16 protein-coding genes, 1 tRNA gene and 1 pseudogene are annotated in these 17,986 nt (G+C 72.4%); 10 read left to right on the top strand and 8 right to left on the bottom strand.

Going from position 1 to position 17,986, the window contains the following annotated elements; all coding sequences use genetic code 11:
• The first annotated feature begins 64 nt into the window (after positions 1-64).
• The gene (locus ABZ354_RS07020; protein ID WP_358653794.1) at positions 65-640 is read left to right on the top strand and encodes a TerD family protein; all 576 of its coding nucleotides are present in this window, start codon (positions 65-67) and stop codon (positions 638-640) included.
• 201 nt (positions 641-841) lie between these two features.
• Entirely contained in the window at positions 842-1,342 is a 501-nt protein-coding gene (locus ABZ354_RS07015; RefSeq protein WP_358654317.1) for a hypothetical protein, read from the top strand.
• Positions 1,343-1,362: 20 nt separating this feature from the next.
• Here ABZ354_RS07015 and ABZ354_RS07010 read toward each other — a convergent pair whose 3' ends face one another.
• Positions 1,363-2,064, bottom strand: coding sequence for a pentapeptide repeat-containing protein (locus tag ABZ354_RS07010; RefSeq protein ID WP_358653792.1), 702 nt, complete (start codon positions 2,062-2,064; stop codon positions 1,363-1,365).
• 209 nt (positions 2,065-2,273) lie between these two features.
• On the opposite strand from ABZ354_RS07010, the gene ABZ354_RS07005 reads away from it, so the two are divergent.
• The 4 genes and pseudogenes from ABZ354_RS07005 to ABZ354_RS06990 all read left to right on the top strand — a co-directional run bounded on the left by ABZ354_RS07005 (position 2,274) and on the right by ABZ354_RS06990 (position 6,341).
• Entirely contained in the window at positions 2,274-3,443 is a 1,170-nt protein-coding gene (locus tag ABZ354_RS07005) for an NAD(P)-binding protein (protein ID WP_358653791.1), read from the top strand.
• A gap of 365 nt (positions 3,444-3,808) precedes the next feature.
• Positions 3,809-5,341 (top strand): MFS transporter, encoded by a 1,533-nt coding sequence (locus ABZ354_RS07000; RefSeq protein WP_358653790.1) that lies wholly within the window; start codon positions 3,809-3,811, stop codon positions 5,339-5,341.
• 58 nt (positions 5,342-5,399) lie between these two features.
• Positions 5,400-5,852: pseudogene (locus ABZ354_RS06995) on the top strand (aminoglycoside phosphotransferase family protein); the annotation flags it as partial.
• A gap of 9 nt (positions 5,853-5,861) precedes the next feature.
• Positions 5,862-6,341: a GNAT family N-acetyltransferase gene (locus tag ABZ354_RS06990; RefSeq protein ID WP_358653789.1), complete on the top strand. Its 480-nt coding sequence runs from the start codon at positions 5,862-5,864 to the stop codon at positions 6,339-6,341.
• A gap of 42 nt (positions 6,342-6,383) precedes the next feature.
• On the opposite strand, the gene ABZ354_RS06985 is transcribed toward ABZ354_RS06990, so the two are convergent.
• Positions 6,384-6,456 (bottom strand) — tRNA-Thr (locus tag ABZ354_RS06985).
• Between the two features lie 670 nt (positions 6,457-7,126).
• On the opposite strand from ABZ354_RS06985, the gene ugpC reads away from it, so the two are divergent.
• The 3 genes from ugpC (at position 7,127) to ABZ354_RS06970 (ending at position 9,782) form a co-directional block, all read left to right on the top strand.
• Positions 7,127-8,215, top strand: a complete 1,089-nt coding sequence (gene ugpC, locus ABZ354_RS06980; RefSeq protein WP_358653788.1) for a sn-glycerol-3-phosphate ABC transporter ATP-binding protein UgpC — start codon at positions 7,127-7,129, stop codon at positions 8,213-8,215.
• A 295-nt stretch (positions 8,216-8,510) separates the two neighbouring features.
• On the top strand, positions 8,511-8,963 hold the full coding sequence (locus ABZ354_RS06975) for a hypothetical protein (RefSeq protein ID WP_358653786.1): 453 nt from the start codon (positions 8,511-8,513) through the stop codon (positions 8,961-8,963).
• A gap of 87 nt (positions 8,964-9,050) precedes the next feature.
• Positions 9,051-9,782, top strand: coding sequence for a nucleotidyltransferase family protein (locus ABZ354_RS06970; protein WP_358653785.1), 732 nt, complete (start codon positions 9,051-9,053; stop codon positions 9,780-9,782).
• A 109-nt stretch (positions 9,783-9,891) separates the two neighbouring features.
• On the opposite strand, the gene ABZ354_RS06965 is transcribed toward ABZ354_RS06970, so the two are convergent.
• The 6 genes from ABZ354_RS06965 to ABZ354_RS06940 all read right to left on the bottom strand — a co-directional run bounded on the left by ABZ354_RS06965 (position 9,892) and on the right by ABZ354_RS06940 (position 16,355).
• Positions 9,892-11,601, bottom strand: a complete 1,710-nt coding sequence (locus tag ABZ354_RS06965; protein WP_358653783.1) for a DoxX family protein — start codon at positions 11,599-11,601, stop codon at positions 9,892-9,894.
• 139 nt (positions 11,602-11,740) lie between these two features.
• The gene (rlmB, locus tag ABZ354_RS06960) at positions 11,741-12,682 is read right to left on the bottom strand and encodes a 23S rRNA (guanosine(2251)-2'-O)-methyltransferase RlmB (RefSeq protein WP_358653781.1); all 942 of its coding nucleotides are present in this window, start codon (positions 12,680-12,682) and stop codon (positions 11,741-11,743) included.
• A 98-nt stretch (positions 12,683-12,780) separates the two neighbouring features.
• Positions 12,781-14,181, bottom strand: coding sequence for a cysteine--tRNA ligase (cysS, locus tag ABZ354_RS06955; protein ID WP_358653779.1), 1,401 nt, complete (start codon positions 14,179-14,181; stop codon positions 12,781-12,783).
• A 64-nt stretch (positions 14,182-14,245) separates the two neighbouring features.
• Positions 14,246-14,767, bottom strand: a complete 522-nt coding sequence (ispF, locus tag ABZ354_RS06950) for a 2-C-methyl-D-erythritol 2,4-cyclodiphosphate synthase (RefSeq protein WP_358653777.1) — start codon at positions 14,765-14,767, stop codon at positions 14,246-14,248.
• Positions 14,757-15,509 (bottom strand): 2-C-methyl-D-erythritol 4-phosphate cytidylyltransferase, encoded by a 753-nt coding sequence (gene ispD / locus ABZ354_RS06945; RefSeq protein ID WP_358653775.1) that lies wholly within the window; start codon positions 15,507-15,509, stop codon positions 14,757-14,759. The genes ispF and ispD overlap by 11 nt, the downstream gene beginning before the upstream one ends.
• Before the next feature lie 363 nt (positions 15,510-15,872).
• Positions 15,873-16,355, bottom strand: a complete 483-nt coding sequence (locus ABZ354_RS06940) for a CarD family transcriptional regulator (RefSeq protein ID WP_003953493.1) — start codon at positions 16,353-16,355, stop codon at positions 15,873-15,875.
• 748 nt (positions 16,356-17,103) lie between these two features.
• Here ABZ354_RS06940 and ABZ354_RS06935 point away from each other — a divergent pair.
• Positions 17,104-17,796: a DUF461 domain-containing protein gene (locus ABZ354_RS06935; protein ID WP_358653773.1), complete on the top strand. Its 693-nt coding sequence runs from the start codon at positions 17,104-17,106 to the stop codon at positions 17,794-17,796.
• The last annotated feature ends 190 nt before the right edge of the window (positions 17,797-17,986 follow it).

The raw sequence follows: 17,986 nt of genomic DNA, 5'->3' as shown, positions 1-17,986 counted from the left end.
CAAGCGGTACGCGTACGAAGTCCGAACGCATCGCGTACGCAACGAGGGAAGGGACTCCCGAACAATGGCTGTAAGCCTGTCCAAGGGCGGCAACGTCTCGCTCACCAAGGAAGCTCCGGGCCTGACCGCCGTCACCGTGGGGCTCGGCTGGGACGTCCGCACCACCACCGGCACGGACTTCGACCTCGACGCCTCCGCGATCGCGGCGAACGCGCAGGGCAAGGTCTACTCGGACGCCCACTTCGTGTTCTTCAACAACAAGCAGACGCCGGACAGCACCATCGTCCACACCGGCGACAACCGCACGGGCGAGGGCGCCGGCGACGACGAGGCCATCAACGTCAACCTGGCCGGCCTCCCGGCGGAGATCGACAAGATCGTCTTCCCGGTCTCCATCTACGACGCCGAGAACCGCAGCCAGAACTTCGGCCAGGTCCGCAACGCCTACATCCGGATCGTCAACCAGGCCGGCGGCGCGGAGATCGCCCGCTACGACCTGTCGGAGGACGCGGCCACCGAGACGGCCATGGTCTTCGGCGAGCTCTACCGCAACGGCGCGGAGTGGAAGTTCCGCGCGGTCGGCCAGGGCTACGCCTCGGGCCTGGTGGGCATCGCCCAGGACTTCGGCGTGAGCGTCTGAGTCGTCACCGAGTCGTCTCCGACTCACCGCCGGGCCCGGCCCGGCGCACCGGTGAAGCCCCCGGCCGCCCGTCCGCGGCCGGGGGCTCCGCCTTTCCCCGCTTCCCGGGGGTACTTTCCCCGCGTGACCCTCGAGAGGGCGGTGACGGCCCGGGGACAGGGCGGTGCGGTGGCACCGGCGGGCCGTGACACCATCGCCCTCGTGCTCGACATCGGCTACGCCCTCTCCCACCGGTTCCCGGACCCCCCGCAGACCGACTACCGGCGCGCGGACGTCCACGCCCTGCGCCACGACCTGTTCTGCGGTGACGTCTACCTCGCCGACACCGCGTCGGATAGGGAGCTGTCCACAGCCTGGGGATGGGTGCCGGTGCTGGACTTCGCGTGGGCGCTGTGCGACATCGTCGAGCGGATCGACCAGGACCCGGCGGGCTCCCGCGCCTCCCGCCCGCAGCGCGCGGAACTGGACTTCACCGAATCCACCGACCGCATGCTGTTCGAGCGCCGGTTCGGCTGGGTGGACGTGGAGGCGGACTGGATGCCGGCCGAGGAGGCGCCGCTCTCCTTCTCCCACGCCGCGCTCCGCCGCGAGGCACGGGACTTTCTGCAGGACCTGATCGCCGACCTGTGCGACCTGCACGAGGACCTGGCGGAGAACCCGGCGGTCTGGACCCTCCAGGCCCGCTTCCCCCGGCTTCCCTGAGGACGTCCCCGAAGGCCCCGTCACTCCACCCTGAGCCCCAGCGTCGCCGCCAGCTCCCCCGCCAGGTCGATCAGCTGACCCGGGCTGATCACCGCCCCCGACAGCCGGTCCACCCCCCGGGCGATCTCCAGCGGAGCGGCCCCGCGCAGATCGACGTGCGTCAGGGTCGCGGCGTGCAGGTCGGCGCCCTTCAACGCGCAGTCCACGAACTCGACGCGCTCCAGGCGGGCACCCCCGAAATCCGGCTCGATCAGGACGCAGCTCTCGAAGACGACGTCCCTGAGACGGGCCGTGCGCAGGTTCAGGAAGTCGAGCTTGCCGCCCCGGACCACCACCCGCTCCAGCACGGCACCGTGCAGTTGCGTACCCCCGAGGCGGGCGTCGGTGACTTCCACGTCGCGCAGGGTCGCCTCGGCGAGGTCGGTGCCCACGCCTCGTATGCCGGTGAGGCGGGAGTCGAGGAAACGGGCGTGCGGCAGCCGCGTCCCGTCCAGGGCGCAGCCGCTCAGCGCGCAGTCCAGGAAGCGGGCGCCCGTGCCGTCCTGGCCCGCGAGGTCCGTCTCCCGGAACTCCAGCCCGTCGTAGTCCCCGTCGGGCGCCAGCCCACCGCCGTCGTACGGCTCCAGCGGCGGCAGCCGCACCTCGGGGCGGCGCGCCGCCCGGACCGCCGTACCGCCGTCCCCGGGACGTCCGCCCAGTCCGCCCGCCGCTCTCCTCGCCATGTCCCCATCCTGCACCCCGCCACCGACAAGCCCCCCGACCCGCCGACACCCCGCCGCCCCGGCACCCGTGTCACATTCCTGGCCGCCCGCGTGTCTTGGTCACAGAACAGTCGGCCGCAGAACCGGTCACAGACCGGCGGAGACCGGTCAGGAGCCGGTCAGAGACTCGCAGACCCATCAGGGAACACACGTCAGAGGGAGACCCCGACATGCACCGCATCACCGTCGTCGGCGGCGGGTTCGCCGGACTCACCGCGGCCATCACCGCCGCCGAAGCGGGCGCCAAGGTCACCGTGTACGAGGCCCACCGCACCCTGGGCGGCCGGGCCCGCACCGCCCCGGGCCCGTACCGCACCAACGAGGGCCCGCACGCCCTCTACCACGGCGGCCCGCACTGGTCATGGCTGAAAAGGCGCGACCTGATCGGCCCGCTCGCCCCGCTGCCGCCGCTGGAGGCCACCCGGTTGCGGCTGCGCCACCGGGGCACGCTGCGCCGCACGCCGCCCCTGGCCATGCTGAAGCTGCTGCGCCGGGGACTGCCGCCGGCACCCGTCGACGTCGACTTCCTGACCTGGGCCACCGGCATCGCCGGCCCGGAGGGCGCCCGGGCCGCCGCGCACTACTCGGCGGTCGCCCTGTTCCACCACGACCCGGGCGCGCTGTCGGCGGCGTTCGTGCACGAGCGGCTGCGCCGCGCCACCAGGCTGCCGCCCGAGGCGCACTGGCCGCGCGGCGGCTGGGGCGGCCTCATCGACCGGATGGCCGCCCACGCCTGGGACCTGGGCGTCCGGGTGGAGACGTCGGCCCGCGTCGACACGCTCCCCACGGACACCCCGGTCGTCGTGGCCACCTCCCTGGACGCCGCCCGCCGGCTGCTGAAGGACGACACCCTGACCTGGACCAGCGGGCGTACCGCGCTGGTCGACCTGGCGGTGCGGACGCGGCGCGGCGACGCCTTCGCCGTGTCCGACCTGGACGCGCCGGGCTGGATCGAACGGTTCACCGCGCAGGACCGTACGCTCGCGCCCGTCGGCGAGCAGCTGATCCAGGGGCAGATCCCGGTCGGCCCCGGCGAGACGAAAGCCGACGGCGTCGCCCGCGCCGAGCACCTGCTCGACCTCGGTTTCCCGGGCTGGCGCGGGCGCGTGACCTGGCGGCGGGAGGCCGTCGCGGGCGGCCGTACCGGAGCGGTGGACCTGCCGGGCACGAGCTGGCGGGACCGGCCGGCCGTGAACCGGGGCGACGGCGTGTACCTCGCCGGCGACCAGGTCGCCGCACCCGGAGTGCTCTGCGAGGTCTCCTTCAACAGCGCGCTGACGGCCGTGTCGTCGGCACTCGGTCACGTCGGCCTGGAACCCCTTGGGCTCGAGCACGCTTGAGGCTGGGCACGGTCAAGGCCGGGCACGGTCAAGGCCCAGCACGGTCGCGGCCGAAGAGTGGGTCCAGTGCGGACCGGCCGCTCGGCAAGCGCACTCGCGAATTCCCGTGCCGATCGGCCGCTCGGCCAACGCACACGCACTATTCGTGCCGAGTCGGCCACGCGGCACACGCACACGCACTGGTCCGCGGTCGCGGAGCAGCGGTCGCGGAGCACGGCTTCACACCGGTCGTCTCCCGCAGCGGAACGCGTGCACGCCGCAGGCCCGCACGCGTGCGGACCGGCCGAGAGCCGGGTCCTCGTGCGGGATGCGAGGACCGGCAACGAAAGGATGCGATACACCCCGATTCATGTTCTTCTGGCCAGATGGGTGTCACGCGCGCCCCCGGTGCATCAGAACCTCCCGTAGGTCCCACGGGTCGGGGTCCGGCGGAGGCAGTCGACCCGCGCCGCTGGTGGGCCCTCGTCTTCATCGCGCTCGCCCAGCTGATGGTCGTCCTCGACGCGACCATCGTGAACATCGCGCTCCCCTCCGCGCAGCGGGCCCTGGACATCTCCGACGGCAACCGCCAGTGGGTCATCACCGCCTACAGCCTGGCCTTCGGCGGCCTGCTGCTGCTCGGCGGGCGCGTCGCCGACCTCGTGGGCCGCAAACGCACCTTCGTCATCGGGCTCGTCGGTTTCGCCGCCGCCTCCGCGCTCGGCGGCGCCGCCACCAACTCCGTCATGCTGTTCGGCGCCCGCGCACTGCAAGGCGTGTTCGCCGCGCTCCTCGCGCCCTCCGCCCTGTCCCTGCTCACGACGACCTTCACCGACCCCAAAGAACGCGGCAAGGCCTTCGGCATCTACGGCGCCCTCGCCGGCAGCGGCTCCGCGATCGGCTTCGTCGTCGGCGGCATACTCACCGAGTACCTGAACTGGCGCTGGTGCCTGTACGTCAACGTGCCCATCGCGATCGTCGCCGTCACCGGCGCCCTCGCCCTGCTCCACGACCACCCCGGCCACGCCGAAGCCCGCCTCGACGTGCCCGGCGTCCTGCTCGGCTGCGGCGGACTCGTCGCCCTCGTCCACGGCTTCAGCGAGGCCCAACCCCGCGGCTGGAACGACCCCTACGTCCTGGCCATGTTCGCCGCAGCCGTCGTACTCCTCACGGTCTTCGTGTGGTGGCAGAACCGCGCGCCCAGCCCACTGCTGCCGCTGCACATCGTCAAGGACCGCGACCGCGCCGGCTGCTTCCTCACCATGATGCTGGCCGTCATCGGCCTGTTCGGCCTGTTCCTCTTCCTGACCTACTACTTCCAGGTCGTCCTCGGCTACTCGCCGCTGCACACCGGACTCGCCTTCCTGCCGCTCACGGGCGCCATCATCATCGGCTCCACACAGATCTCCGCCCGGCTGCTGCAACACGTCCCGCCCCGCGCGCTCATGGTCCCCGGCATGATCTTCTCCGCCGCCGGCATGCTGCTCCTGACCCGGATGACCGTGCACTCGTCGTACACGTCCGAGATCCTGCCCGCCCTGATCCTCATGGGCCTCGGCATGGGCCTCACCTTCATGCCGGTCTTCGCGACCGCCACCGCGGGCGTCGCCCCGCGGGACGCCGGCGTCACCTCCGCGACCGTCAACACCTCGCAGCAGGTCGGCGGTTCCATCGGCACGGCGCTGCTCAACACCCTCGCCACGACCAGCAGCACCGGCTACATCGCGGCCCACCTCACCAACCCCGCGCAACGCGGCATGGTCATCAGGGAGGGCGTCGTCCACGGCTACACCGTCGCCATCTGGTGGGCCGCCGGCGTCATGCTGCTGGCCGGCCTGGTCGCGGGCCTGATGGTGACCGCCAAGGCCCCCAAACACGGCAACCCGGCCGACGCGCCACTCCCGGAACCGGTGGCCTGAGAGGCGCGCGGAGAGAGCACGCACGTCCGCTTCGTACGGCCTTCCCCGCCCCACCACCCTGGGCGACCTGGCGCAGGCCAGGCTCGACCGGACCCTCGCGGTCCTGCCCCGCGTCCCCGACCGGGACGACCGGCGCCTTCTCGCCGACTGCGCCGCCGCCCTGCGCGAGGTCGCCCCCGAGCCCGGTGACCGCCTCCCGCACTGGGACCTGCACTACGACAACGTCCTGGCCGCCGCCCGTTCCCCCCGGCCGGCCGTCGACCGCAAGCCCCTGGCGGGCGAGCCGGGCTTCGGACTGCTCCCGGCCCTCCACAACCGCTACGACCCCGCCGAGACCCGCCGGCGCTCGGACGCCATGCCCCACACCCTCGGTCTCGACCGCGCCAGGGCCCGCGCCCGGACCCTCGCCCGCGTCCTGCAGAACCGCCTCTGAAACCTGGAGGAGTCCCGCCCCGTACGCCGGGAACACCTGGCCGTCGCCCGCACCCTGCGCGACGCGGGCGGCAACTAACCTCGCCACATGATCCGCACCGCGACGCCTGCCGACATCCCCGTCATCCACACCCTGATCCGCGAGCTCGCCGAGTACGAGAAGGCACCGCACGAGGCGAAGGCCACTCCCGAGCAGCTCCACGAGGCCCTCTTCGGGGACAGCCCGGCCGCCTACGCCCACCTCGCCGTGGACGACCGCACCGGCATGCCCGTCGGCTTCGCGCTGTGGTTCCTGAACTTCTCCACGTGGCGCGGCGTGCACGGCATCCACCTGGAGGACCTCTACGTCCGCCCCGCGGCTCGCGGCGCCGGCCACGGCAAGGCCCTCCTGACCGAACTGGCCCGCCTCTGCGTCGACCGCGGCTACCAGCGCCTGGAGTGGTCCGTCCTGAACTGGAACACCCCGTCGATCGCCTTCTACGACTCCCTCGGCGCCCTCCCCCAGAACGAGTGGACGGTGTACCGCCTGACGGACGAGGCCCTCACCGCACTCGGCGAACGGGCATGAGAACGCCCGGACCGGAAAACGTCCCGGCCCGGGCTGCACACGAGCCCCCTGTCGGATTCGAACCGACGACCTTCGCTTTACAAGAGCGGTGCTCTACCAGCTGAGCTAAGGAGGCGCCGTGCGGGCGCGCTGCCCTGCACGGAGGCTGCTCCACTGTACACAGGGCCCGTTTACCGCGACCACGAAGTTCCCCGGCACGAACGCGGCCCGGAACGCCCGCACCCGCATGGCCCCGCACGGACCCGGACGAACACAGCCCGCACCCGCCCGGGACCCGCCCGGCCCTGCACGGACCGACGAACGCAGCCCGCCCCCGGACGAACCCGGCACGAACCCGGCACGGGCCCTGCACGGATTCGGCTCGGGCCCTGCACGGATTCGGCCCGGACCCGGCCCGGCCCGGCCCCGACACGCACCCACACCGCGGGCCGGACCGGCCGACCGCGGCCAGGCCCGGCCGACCGCGGCACCGGAACCGACCGCGGCCCCCGGACCGGCCGGCCCCGCCCCCGGACAGCCCGACCCGGCATGACCCGGCACGGCACGGGCCGACCCCGGCACCGGGTGAAAGAATTCCGGTGAAGTTCACACAGCGTGAAGTGCTGACAGACCAGGTGAACCCCAGGTACCGTCCAGAGCCAGTTCACCTGCGTGGACTACACCACACGGACACCACGACGGAATCCACCGGAAACCTACGGAATCCAACGGACTCACGTCGTGGCACCGCCTTCCTACAACGGATCGTCCGGCACGTTCCTGCCGGTAGAAGGGGGCCTTTCACCATGGCCACTGTCACGTTCGACAAGGCGACCCGGGTCTACCCGGGTTCCACCAAGCCCGCCGTCGACGCCCTGGACATCGAGATCGCCGACGGCGAGTTCCTCGTCCTGGTCGGCCCGTCCGGCTGCGGCAAGTCCACCTCGCTGCGCATGCTCGCCGGTCTCGAGGACGTCAACGGCGGCGCCATCCGCATCGGCGACCGCGACGTCACGCACCTGCCGCCCAAGGACCGGGACATCGCCATGGTGTTCCAGAACTACGCGCTCTACCCGCACATGTCGGTCGCCGACAACATGGGCTTCGCCCTGAAGATCGCCGGCGTCAACAAGGCGGAGATCCGCGCGAAGGTCGAAGAGGCCGCGAAGATCCTCGACCTCAGCGAGTACCTGGACCGCAAGCCGAAGGCGCTCTCCGGCGGTCAGCGCCAGCGTGTCGCCATGGGCCGCGCCATCGTGCGTGAGCCGCAGGTCTTCCTCATGGACGAGCCGCTGTCCAACCTGGACGCCAAGCTCCGTGTCTCGACGCGTACGCAGATCGCCTCGCTCCAGCGCCGCCTGGGCATCACCACCGTCTACGTCACCCACGACCAGGTCGAGGCCCTGACGATGGGCGACCGCGTGGCGGTCCTCAAGGACGGTCTGCTCCAGCAGGTCGACACCCCGCGCAACATGTACGACCGGCCCGCGAACCTCTTCGTCGCCGGCTTCATCGGCTCGCCCGCCATGAACCTGGTCGAGGTGCCGATCGCCGACGGCGGTGTGAAGTTCGGCAACAGCGTGGTGCCGGTGCAGCGCGAGGCGCTGTCCTCCGCCACCGACAAGACCGTCACCGTCGGTGTCCGCCCCGAGCACTTCGAAGTCGCGGGCGCCGACTCCGACCAGGGCGTCGCGGTCGTCGTGAACGTGGTCGAGGAGCTCGGTTCCGACGCCTTCGTCTACGGCACCGCCACCGTCGGCGGCGAGTCGAAGGACCTCGTGGTCCGTGTCGGCGGCCGTGACGTCCCGGAGAAGGGCAGCACGCTGCACGTCGTCCCGCGCGCCGGCGAGACCCACGTGTTCTCCACCTCCACGGGTGCGCGCCTGTCCGACTGATCCGGAGCCGGACCGGCCTGATCCCCGATCGGACCGTGCCGGACCCGCATCGGCGCGGCGCGCGGCGCCACCCGGCACGGACGAGAAGGGCCCCGCAGGCTACTGCGGGGCCCTTTTCCGCTCCTTCTGGTGGTTTCGCGGCCTTCCCGACCCTCCACTCACCCGCACAAATCCCGCCACAGCGGATTTTTCGATCCGTGTACGTCAACCCGCTACCCCCGTGAGGACACTTCCCCTTCCCCCGTATTGGTGACTAAATGTCGCCAAATCATCACCGGACGCTACTCTCACACGCGTGAAGCACTCCACTACCCCACAGACGCGAAGCGGCCGTGGCCCCGCCCGGCGGATCGGCCGCACCCTCGCCTTCGTCCTGCCCGTCGTCCTGGTGCTCTCCGGGACCCTCGCGGTCACCCGCGTCAACTGGTCGGGGAACTCCTCGCACCCGGTACTCACCGCCGCCGACGCCTCCGTGTCCGGGACCACGCGCACCGTGCGCCGCGCCCCGCAGGACGTACTGCGCGACAAACTGCTCACCGAGCTGCAGGAGGAGAACCCGGGCGTCGCCCTCACCCACCTCCAGCAGGCCGTCAACGGCCGCCCGACGCTGGCGCGGCACTGCGGGTCGATCGCCCGCGCGCTGGGCAGGGCGGCGGTCCGGGTCTACGGCCCGACCCGCGCCCAGTCGTACGCCCGCCCCGTCTGCGACACCTCTTTCGCCACGGGGGTCGCCGCGGCACACCGTTGAACCGCACGCACTCGCGCCCGCCTTCGCCCTCACCGCCTCCCCAGCGGTCCCCGACGGCGGCAGCGGGACGCCACGTAAAGTTCGGTCATGACCGATCCGAGCGCTGCGTCCCGCCCCGTCCAAGCCGTCGTCCTGGCCGGTGGTCAGGGTTCCCGGCTGCGTCCCTACACCGACGACCGGCCCAAGCCGATGGTCGAGATCCCCGGCACGGGGACGCCGATCATCGGCCATCAGCTTGCCTGGCTCGCCGAGGAAGGCGTGCGGGACGTGGTGGTCTCCTGCGGCCACCTCGCCGAAGTCCTCCAGAAGTGGCTGGACTCCGCCGACCTGCCGGTCTCCGTCACCACCGTCGTGGAGACCGAGCCCCTCGGCCGCGGCGGCGGCCTGAAGTACGCCGCCGCGCACCTCCCCCACCCGGACAAGCCGTGGTACGCCACCAACGGCGACATCTGGACCCGTTTCTCGCTGCGCGACATGGCGGACTTCCACGCCGAGCGCGACGCCGTCGCGACGCTCGCCCTGGCCCGCCCCCGGCTGCCGTGGGGCGCCGTGCAGACGGACGGCTTCGGCCACATCACGGACTTCATCGAGGCCCCGCCGTCGACGTTCGAGATCAACGCGGGCGTGTACGTCTTCTCCCCCGGCTTCGCCGACCTGCTCCCGGCGCGCGGCGACCACGAGCGCACGACGTTCCCGCGCCTGGCCCGCGAGCACAAGCTCGCCGGGTTCCCCATCCCGCAGGGCTCCTACTGGCGCGCCATCGACACCGCGAAGGACCTGACGGAGGCGGCGAGGGAACTGGCGGCCCAGAACCGCTGAGACGCGGCCCTCATACGCCCATACGCCGACGGGGTCCCGCACACCGAGTGTGCGGGACCCCGTCGTTGCCGGCCGGGTGTCCTCCCGAGGAGGCCGCCCACCGGCTCGGCTACCCCAACAGGCCTCCCACGAAGCCGGGCTGCGAGGTGGAGCCCCCGCTGCCGTCGCCGCTCGAGTCGCCGCCCGTGGGCCCGCCGGAGGCCGGCCCGGTGCTGGTGCTCGGCTGCCCGCCCGGGGCGGACTGCTGCGGCGGCGCCTGGCCCACGGTGCCCTGTGTCTCGGTGGGCTGCGTACCGGCGGTGGTGCCGCTGGTGGTGCCGTCCGTCGTGCCCTGTGTGGGCGAGGAGCCGCCGCTCGGACCGGCCGGCCCGGACGTGGCGCCCTGCGTGGGCGAGCCGGACGCCGACGGCGAGCCCTGCCCCGTACCGGAGTCGTCGGGGAGGGGCGAGCCCGGCAGTTCGTTGCGCGGGGCCTCGCCGGGACCGGGGACGACCACCCGGTCGGCGTCCCGGACGGCACCGCCGAGGACCGAGCCGATGAGCAGCGTGAGCCCGACGGCGAGGGTCGTGACGAGGGCGCCGCGGCGCAGCACGTAGCGGCGCAGGTCCCAGAGGGGGGCGCGGGGCCCGAGGCGCCGCCAGGCACCGGCGGCGAGGCGGCCGTCGACCGAGTAGACGGGAGCCCCGGCGATGATCAGCGGGGACCAGGCGGCGAGGTAGATGATGTCGGGCGCGTCGTAGGCGGGGACGCTCTTCCAGCTGACGGTGACGAGGAGCGCCGCGGACAGCAGCGCACCGACCACGGCGGCGACGCGCTGCCAGCAGCCCAGGATCGTCAGGACACCGACGATGACCTGGACGAAGGCGATGACGAGGCCGGAGCCGACAGGGTGTTCGAGGGCGAACTGCCGCAGTGGTTCGGCCACTTCCCAGGGGTGCAGGGTGTTGAGCCACTTCACCATGGAGCCGCGCTTGCCGCCGTCGAAGTAGTGCGGGTCGCAGAGCTTGCCCATGCCGGCGTAGACGGAGATGAACCCGAGGAAGACGCGCAGCGGGAGCAGCACGACGCCGAGGTTCATGCGGCGGCTCGGGTAGTAGGCGTGCCGGGCGGGGTCGTCGGTGTGGCGGCGGGCGCGCCGCCCGGCGGCACCCGGGTCGTCGAACTCCTCGTCCGCGTAGCGGGAGTCGCCGTAGCCGGGATCGCCCGGGCCCGGCTCGCCGTACCCGGGTTCGTCGTAGGCGCTGCCGACGGTACGCATGTGCGGCAGGAGGCGGGTGCCGCCGGTATCGTGCGCAGCGTGGTCGCCGGGGCCCCGCGGGGCGCCCAGCACGGGCGTCTCGACGGTTCCCGCGAGGGCATCGTCGTCGTGGCCGTAGCCGTCGTAGCCGTTGCCGGCCGGGACGCCGTCGACGGCTACGCGGGGGACGATCCGGGAGCCCCCGGCGCCGGGCCTGAGGCGGGGCTCCTCGACGCGGCGGAGGCCTCCGTTCCGCACAGCTTGGAGGAGCCGGTGGGCGCCAGTGTCGTCGGGGGCGGACCGGCCGCTCCACACGACGGGGCGGCGACGGGCGCCGGCCGGGCCGGTCAGGCCGACGACGGGCGTCGGGGCCGTGTCCTGGGTGGCGCTCAAGTGTCGTGCGATGCGCGGGGATCGGGCGTACCGCTCCGAGCCGCCCAGCTGCACGCGGAAACTCGCGTGACTGACGACGACCTGCGCCGGATCGCTCGGCACCTTCACCATGCTCAGCGCGGGAGCGTCGTCGAATCCAGACGAGCGGTCCCCCGTGGGAGTGCGGGGTGTTCTGGTGTCCACACTCATCTAACCGAGTGACGTGTGGTTAGGACACTGCCTCGCCCTGCCTGATCTGTCCGGACCGCGTCAAGCTTGTCCTGGTCGTCGGTATTGCCCCGGTCAGGCGACGGCATGGACGCCCGTTCGAGCGTCCATGCCGTGTGCGTCAGACGCGCCTGCGGGACGCCTCGTACAGCACGATGCCCGCCGCGACACCGGCGTTGAGGGACTCCGCGCCGCCGGGCATCGGGATCCGCACCCGGTAGTCGCAGGTCTCGCCGACCAGCCGGGACAGCCCCTTGCCCTCGCTGCCGACCACCACGACGACGGGCCCGCCCAGGGACTCCAGCTCGCCGAGCTCCGTCTCACCGTCGGCGGCGAGCCCGACGACCACGATGCCGGCCTTCTTGTACGCCTCCAGGGCGCGCGTCAGGTTCGTCGCGCGCGCCACCGGCGTACGCGCGGCGGCACCCGCGGACGTCTTCCAGGCGCCGGCCGTCATGCCGGCGGCACGCCGCTCGGGCACGACGACGCCGTGGCCGCCGAAGGCGGAGACGGACCGGACGACCGCGCCGAGGTTGCGCGGGTCGGTCACGCCGTCGAGGGCGACGATCAGCGGGTCCACGCCGTCGTCGTGGGCGGCGGCGACGAGGTCCTCGGGGTGGGCGTACTCGTAGGGCGGGACCTGGAGGACGAGGCCCTGGTGGTTCAGGCCGTTCGTCATCCGGTCGAGCTCGGGGCGCGGGGCCTCCATGAGGTTGATGCCGCCGCGCTCGGCGACGAGCTGGAGCGCCTCGCGCACCCGCTCGTCGTTGTCGATGAACTGCTGCACGTACAGCGCCGACGCGGGGACGCCGCCGCGCAGTGCCTCGACGACCGGGTTGCGGCCGACGACCAGTTCCGAGGCGGACTTGCCGCCCCGGCCGCGCGCGGCGGGCCCGCGCGCGGCCTGCCTGGCCTGGGCGGAGGCGATGCGGTTCTTCTTGTGTCCCTTGCGCATCTCGGCGGGAGGCGTCGGGCCCTTGCCCTCGAGGCCCCGGCGCCGCTTTCCGCCGCTGCCGACCTGCGCGCCCTTCTTGCCGGACATGCGGCGGTTGTTCGCGGCCATGAGCTACCCGTCTCCGTGAGTTGCGTACGTACGTGTTCATGCAGTGTGCCGCCCGGAAGGCCGGGCGGCACAGTCGATCTTCGAGGCCGCGGGGGGCCTCAGCCCTTGCCGAGGCTCCAGCGGGGGCCCTGCGGGCCGTCCTCGACGGCGAGTCCGGACTGCTTGAGCTGGTCGCGGATGGCGTCCGCGGTCGGCCAGTCCTTGCGCGCCCGCGCGGCCTCGCGCTGGTCGAGAACGAGGCGTACGAGGCTGTCGACGACGCCGTGCAGGTCGTCGCCGCGGTCGGACTCGCCGGCCCAGTACGCGTCGAGCGGGTCCAGGCCGAGGACGCCGAGCATGGCCCGCACCTCGGCGAGGCGCGCGACGGCGGCCTCCTTGTCGTCGGCGGCCAGCGCGCTGTTGCCCTGCCGGACCGTGGTGTGCACGACGGCGAGCGCCTGCGGGACGCCCAGGTCGTCGTCCATGGCCTCGGCGAAGGCGGGCGGCACCTCGGCGGCCGGCTCGACGGCGGTGCCGGCGAGCTCCACCACGCGCTGCGCGAAGCCCTCGATGCGCGCGAACGCCGACTCGGCCTCGCGCAGCGCCTCCTCGCTGTACTCGATCATCGAGCGGTAGTGCGGGGTGCCCAGGTAGTAGCGCAGCACGATGGGCCGCCACCGCTTGACCATCTCGCTGACGAGGACCGAGTTGCCCAGCGACTTGGACATCTTCTCGCCGCTCATGGTGACCCAGGCGTTGTGCACCCAGTACCGCGCGAACTCGTCGCCGTAGGCCTTGGCCTGGGCGATCTCGTTCTCGTGGTGCGGGAAGATCAGGTCGAGGCCGCCGCCGTGGACGTCGAAGGCGGTGCCGAGGTACCGGTGCGCCATGGCGGAGCACTCCAGGTGCCAGCCCGGGCGGCCCCGGCCCCAGGGCGTCTCCCAGCTCGGCTCGCCGGGCTTGGCCGCCTTCCACATGGCGAAGTCGCGCGGGTCCCGCTTGCCGGTCTCGCCGGTGCCGGAGGGCTGCTGGAGGTTCTCCAGCTCCTGGTTCGACAGGCTCAGGTACTCCGGGAAGGACTTCACGTCGAAGTAGACGTTGCCGTGGGCCTCGTAGGCGTGGCCGCGCTCGATCAGACCGCGCATCATCTCGACCATCTCGGTCACGTGCCCCGTGGCGCGCGGCTCGTAGGTGGGCGGCAGGCAGCCGAGCGCGCGGTAGCCGTCGGTGAAGGCGCGCTCGTTCTCGTAGCCGATGGACCACCAGGGGCGGCCCTGCTCCGCCGACTTGCTGATGATCTTGTCGTCGATGTCCGTGACGTTGCGGATGAACGTGACGTCGTAGCCGCGGTACGCGAACCAGCGGCGCATGATGTCGAAGTTGAGCCCCGAGCGGATGTGCCCGATGTGCGGTGCGGCCTGCACGGTGGCGCCACACAGGTAGATCGAGACACAGCCCGGGGTGAGGGGGGCGAAGTCACGGATCTGCCGGGCGCTGGTGTCGTACAGGCGAATGGTCACCCCACCAGGGTAGTGGGCGCGGACCCGTGCCTCACGCCCTTCCCCTCCGTATCCGGGCCGTCCCCTACGCAGTCCCCGGGCCGTCCCCGACCACCAGCGCCGTGGCGATCGCCATGAGGCCCTCGTCACGGCCCGGGAAGCCCAGGCCGTCCGTCGTGGCGCCCGAGACGGTCACCGGGGCGCCGGCCGCGTCCGACAGGATCTTCTGGGCCTCGTCGCGACGCCTGCCGATCCTGGGGCGGGGCCCGACGACCTGGACGGCGACGTTCCCGATCCGGAACCCCGCCGCGCGCACGATCCGCGCGGCCTCCGTCAGCAGCGTCACCCCGGACGCGCCGGACCACTCGGGCCGCCCGGTGCCGAAGTGCTGCCCGAGATCGCCGAGTCCGGCGGCCGAGAACAGCGCGTTGCACGCCGCGTGCGCGACGACGTCCGCGTCGGAGTGCCCGGCCAGCCCCGGCCCCTCGCCCTCCCACTTCAGGCCCGCGCACCACAGCTCGCGGCCCTCCTCGAAGGCGTGGATGTCGGTCCCGATGCCGACCCGCGGCAGCGGGACGCCCGGACCCGAGTACGTCTCAGAAGACATCGTTGAGCCTCCTGCGCGCCAGGACCGCCTCGGCCAGGACCAGGTCGAGCGGGCGCGTCACCTTGAAGGCCTCCTCGTGCCCGGGGACGGTCACGACCGTCAGCCCGAGCTGCTCGACCATGCCCGCGTCGTCGGTGACGTCGCCGGTCACCGTCTCGTGGGCCCGCGCCAGCGTCGCCCGGTCGAAGCCCTGCGGGGTCTGCACCGCGCGCAGCCGCGCGCGTACGGGCGTCGCCACCACCGGCTCGGCCGCGCCGGGGGTCGCCGCCGGCTCGACCTCCTTGACGGTGTCGGCGAGCGGCAGCGCCGGGACGACGGCGGGCGCGCCGTCGCGCACCGTCTCGATCACCGCGTCGACCGTCTCGACCGGGACGAGCGGCCGGGCCGCGTCGTGGACGAGCACGATGTCGTGCCCGGGCGGCAGCGCGTCGAGCCCGAGCCGTACGGACTCCTGCCGCGTCGCGCCGCCGGGCACCACGAGGAAGTCGGTGCGCTCGGGCAGGGCGTGCGCGTCGAGCATGCTCTTGACCTCGGCCGCGCCGTCGGGCGGTGCCACGACGACGACCAGGGAGACGGCCCGCGAGGCGGCCATCGCGCGCACGGCGTGGATCAGCATGGGTGTGCCGCCCAGGGCGCGCAGCGCTTTGGGGGCTCCGGGACCGAGCCGTACACCCCGGCCGGCGGCCGGAATCACGGCGGCCGTGCGGGCGCGCGCGGGCGTGGGACGCGAAACGTCAGACATCGGTTCCTGTCAGGTTTGTGTGCTCGACCTAGGTGGGTATGGCCTCACCGTGCCGGGCGCGAGCCTCGACCGGACCCTTCCGTGACAGCGGTCGAGACAGCTGCCCGGGCCCGGCACCATCAGTACCGGAGCACCGCATTATGGGTGCACCGTCCGTACCGGGGGCACCCGGGGGCCTCGTTCCGGGCTTACGGCTCGAGAGGGATTCGAGGCGTAGGCGTACGGCATGAGCGCGGCGTACGGCACAGCCGTGCCGGGAGACGAACATGCCGCAGCGCCCGGCGACAGGAGAAGTGTCATCGGGCACCGCGGCATTTCACTGCACCGTGCTGGGAGCTGAACGGGCCGGCTGCCTGCTGTGCGTCAGGAGGCGAGAACCTCGTCGAGCAGCGCCTCGGCCTTGTCCTCGTTGGTGTTCTCCGCGAGAGCGAGCTCGCTCACCAGGATCTGGCGGGCCTTGGCGAGCATGCGCTTCTCACCGGCGGAGAGTCCGCGCTCGCGCTCACGACGCCACAGGTCACGCACGACTTCCGCGACCTTGATGACATCGCCCGAGGCGAGCTTCTCCAGGTTTGCCTTGTATCGACGGGACCAGTTCGTGGGCTCCTCGGCGTACGGCGCGCGCAGCACCTCGAAGACCCGGTCAAGCCCGTCCTGACCGACCACATCACGCACGCCGACGAACTCCGCATTGTCCGCTGGCACACGTACCGTCAGGTCGCCCTGGGCGACCTTCAGCACCAAGTAGGTCTTGTCCACGCCTTTGATCTGGCGAGTTTCGATTGCCTCGATCAGCGCGGCCCCGTGATGGGGATAGACCACGGTGTCGCCAACCTTGAACGTCATGTGACAGGTACCCCTTCCGTGGCTATCCAGGGTAACACGGATACGGCGTCTTCTGAATGGCGTTTCCGCAGGTCAGGGCATATCTCGGGGCTTGACAACTGCAACACGAACGTGCTGCGACGGGCGGGCGGAAGCAGGTATTCGCAGGTCGGAGCGGTTCTTCGACGCGAGGGAAACGTGGTCGTGACACATCCCGGAAGGCCCCGCCAGTTGACTGAACGTCCCCATATGTCCGCCCGCGTGTGCTCGACTTTCGCTACTTCGTTCGGTTGCCGAAGCGGGCTTCCGGACGTTTCCAGAATTGATCACCGGGCCGCGCGGACGGCGCCGGAGATCTCTCCTGGCGGCCCGCGGAGATCTCCCCCGTGATCAATTCTCCGCCGGTCCGCGCATTCTTCACGGAAATCCCGCGGGACATCCGAGTGGGAGTTATGTGAATGCCGGGCGAGGGTGGGACCAAAGTGGCCCGGTGGCCTTCCGGACGTGCCCGGCAGGGATCCGGGAGCGGCCGGGGGCGGCGCGGGGCCGGACCGGCGGCACGCCGGCACAACGACGCGCGCACGCGGGCGATGCCCGTGCGGGGCGGGTGCCGGGGCGCGCCTCGCGGCGGCTTCGTTGGGTTGGGCCGCGCTCTGAGGGAGGGTCGGGTGTGGTGGCGCGGGAACGGCTCGGTAACCTAAGGCCGCTGACAGACACTTAAGGGTGGCTTTTCCGGCCGCCTCGCTCGAGTCAAGGAGTTTCCGCCGCCGTGAGCAGCAGCCTTCGACGCGGCGCCCTCGCCGCCGCCGTCACCGCCCTCTCGATCGCCTCGCTCGCCGCGTGCGGCGCCGGTCAGGACGCCCAGACGCTTGAGATCAAGCCGGACAACGCGGCCACGACCGTCGGCAACCTCAAGATCCAGAACGCGATCGTGGTGACCCCCGCCGACAAGGAGTCGGCCGGTGCCGCGGCGGTCTCCGCGACCATCTTCAACAGCGGCCGCCACGCCGAGACGCTGGAGTCCATCAGCGTGGCCGGCGCGGGAGCGGCCAGGCTGACGCCGGCCAAGGACAAGAGCCTGAGCGTCCCGGCGGGCGGCTCCATCATCATCGGCGGCAGGGACAACGCCTCGGCGGTCCTGACCGGCGGCGAGGGCCTGGTCGACGGCAACGCCCAGAAGGTCACCTTCACTTTCAGCACGTCCGGCGGCGTGTCCCTGCGCGCGTACGTCGTCCCGGCCGAGGGCCACTACGCGGCGTGGGGCCCGACCGAGGCTCCGGTCACGCCCTCCGCGTCCGCATCCGTGAAGCCGGGCGACCACGCGTCCGGCAAGCCCTCCGAGGGCGCGTCGGCCACCCCGGGCGGCTCCGCCTCCCCCTCCGACGCCGCCACGCCGACGGACGCCGCTTCCGCGAGCGCGCCGGCCGGCGGGTCGGAGGCACACGCATCGGCCGGTCACTGACGGGTCGACGAGTCCCGTACGGCCGTACGGGACTCGTACGGTCCGCGCGACCGTGCCGGCCGGGCGCGGCAGCCGGACACAGCGGTAACGGCGGCAGGGGCGGAACCTCCTCGGAGGTTCCGCCCCAGGCCCCGGTTACGGTGGCGCGCCGGGGCTTAGGGGCGAACTTTTTTGGCACGCCGCGGTGCCG

It is taken from the genome of Streptomyces sp. NPDC005925, from assembly GCF_040638805.1.
Classification (GTDB): domain Bacteria; phylum Actinomycetota; class Actinomycetes; order Streptomycetales; family Streptomycetaceae; genus Streptomyces.
The sequence above is the reverse complement of the archived record's forward strand: the minus strand, read 5'-3'. Positions and strand labels throughout refer to the sequence as shown.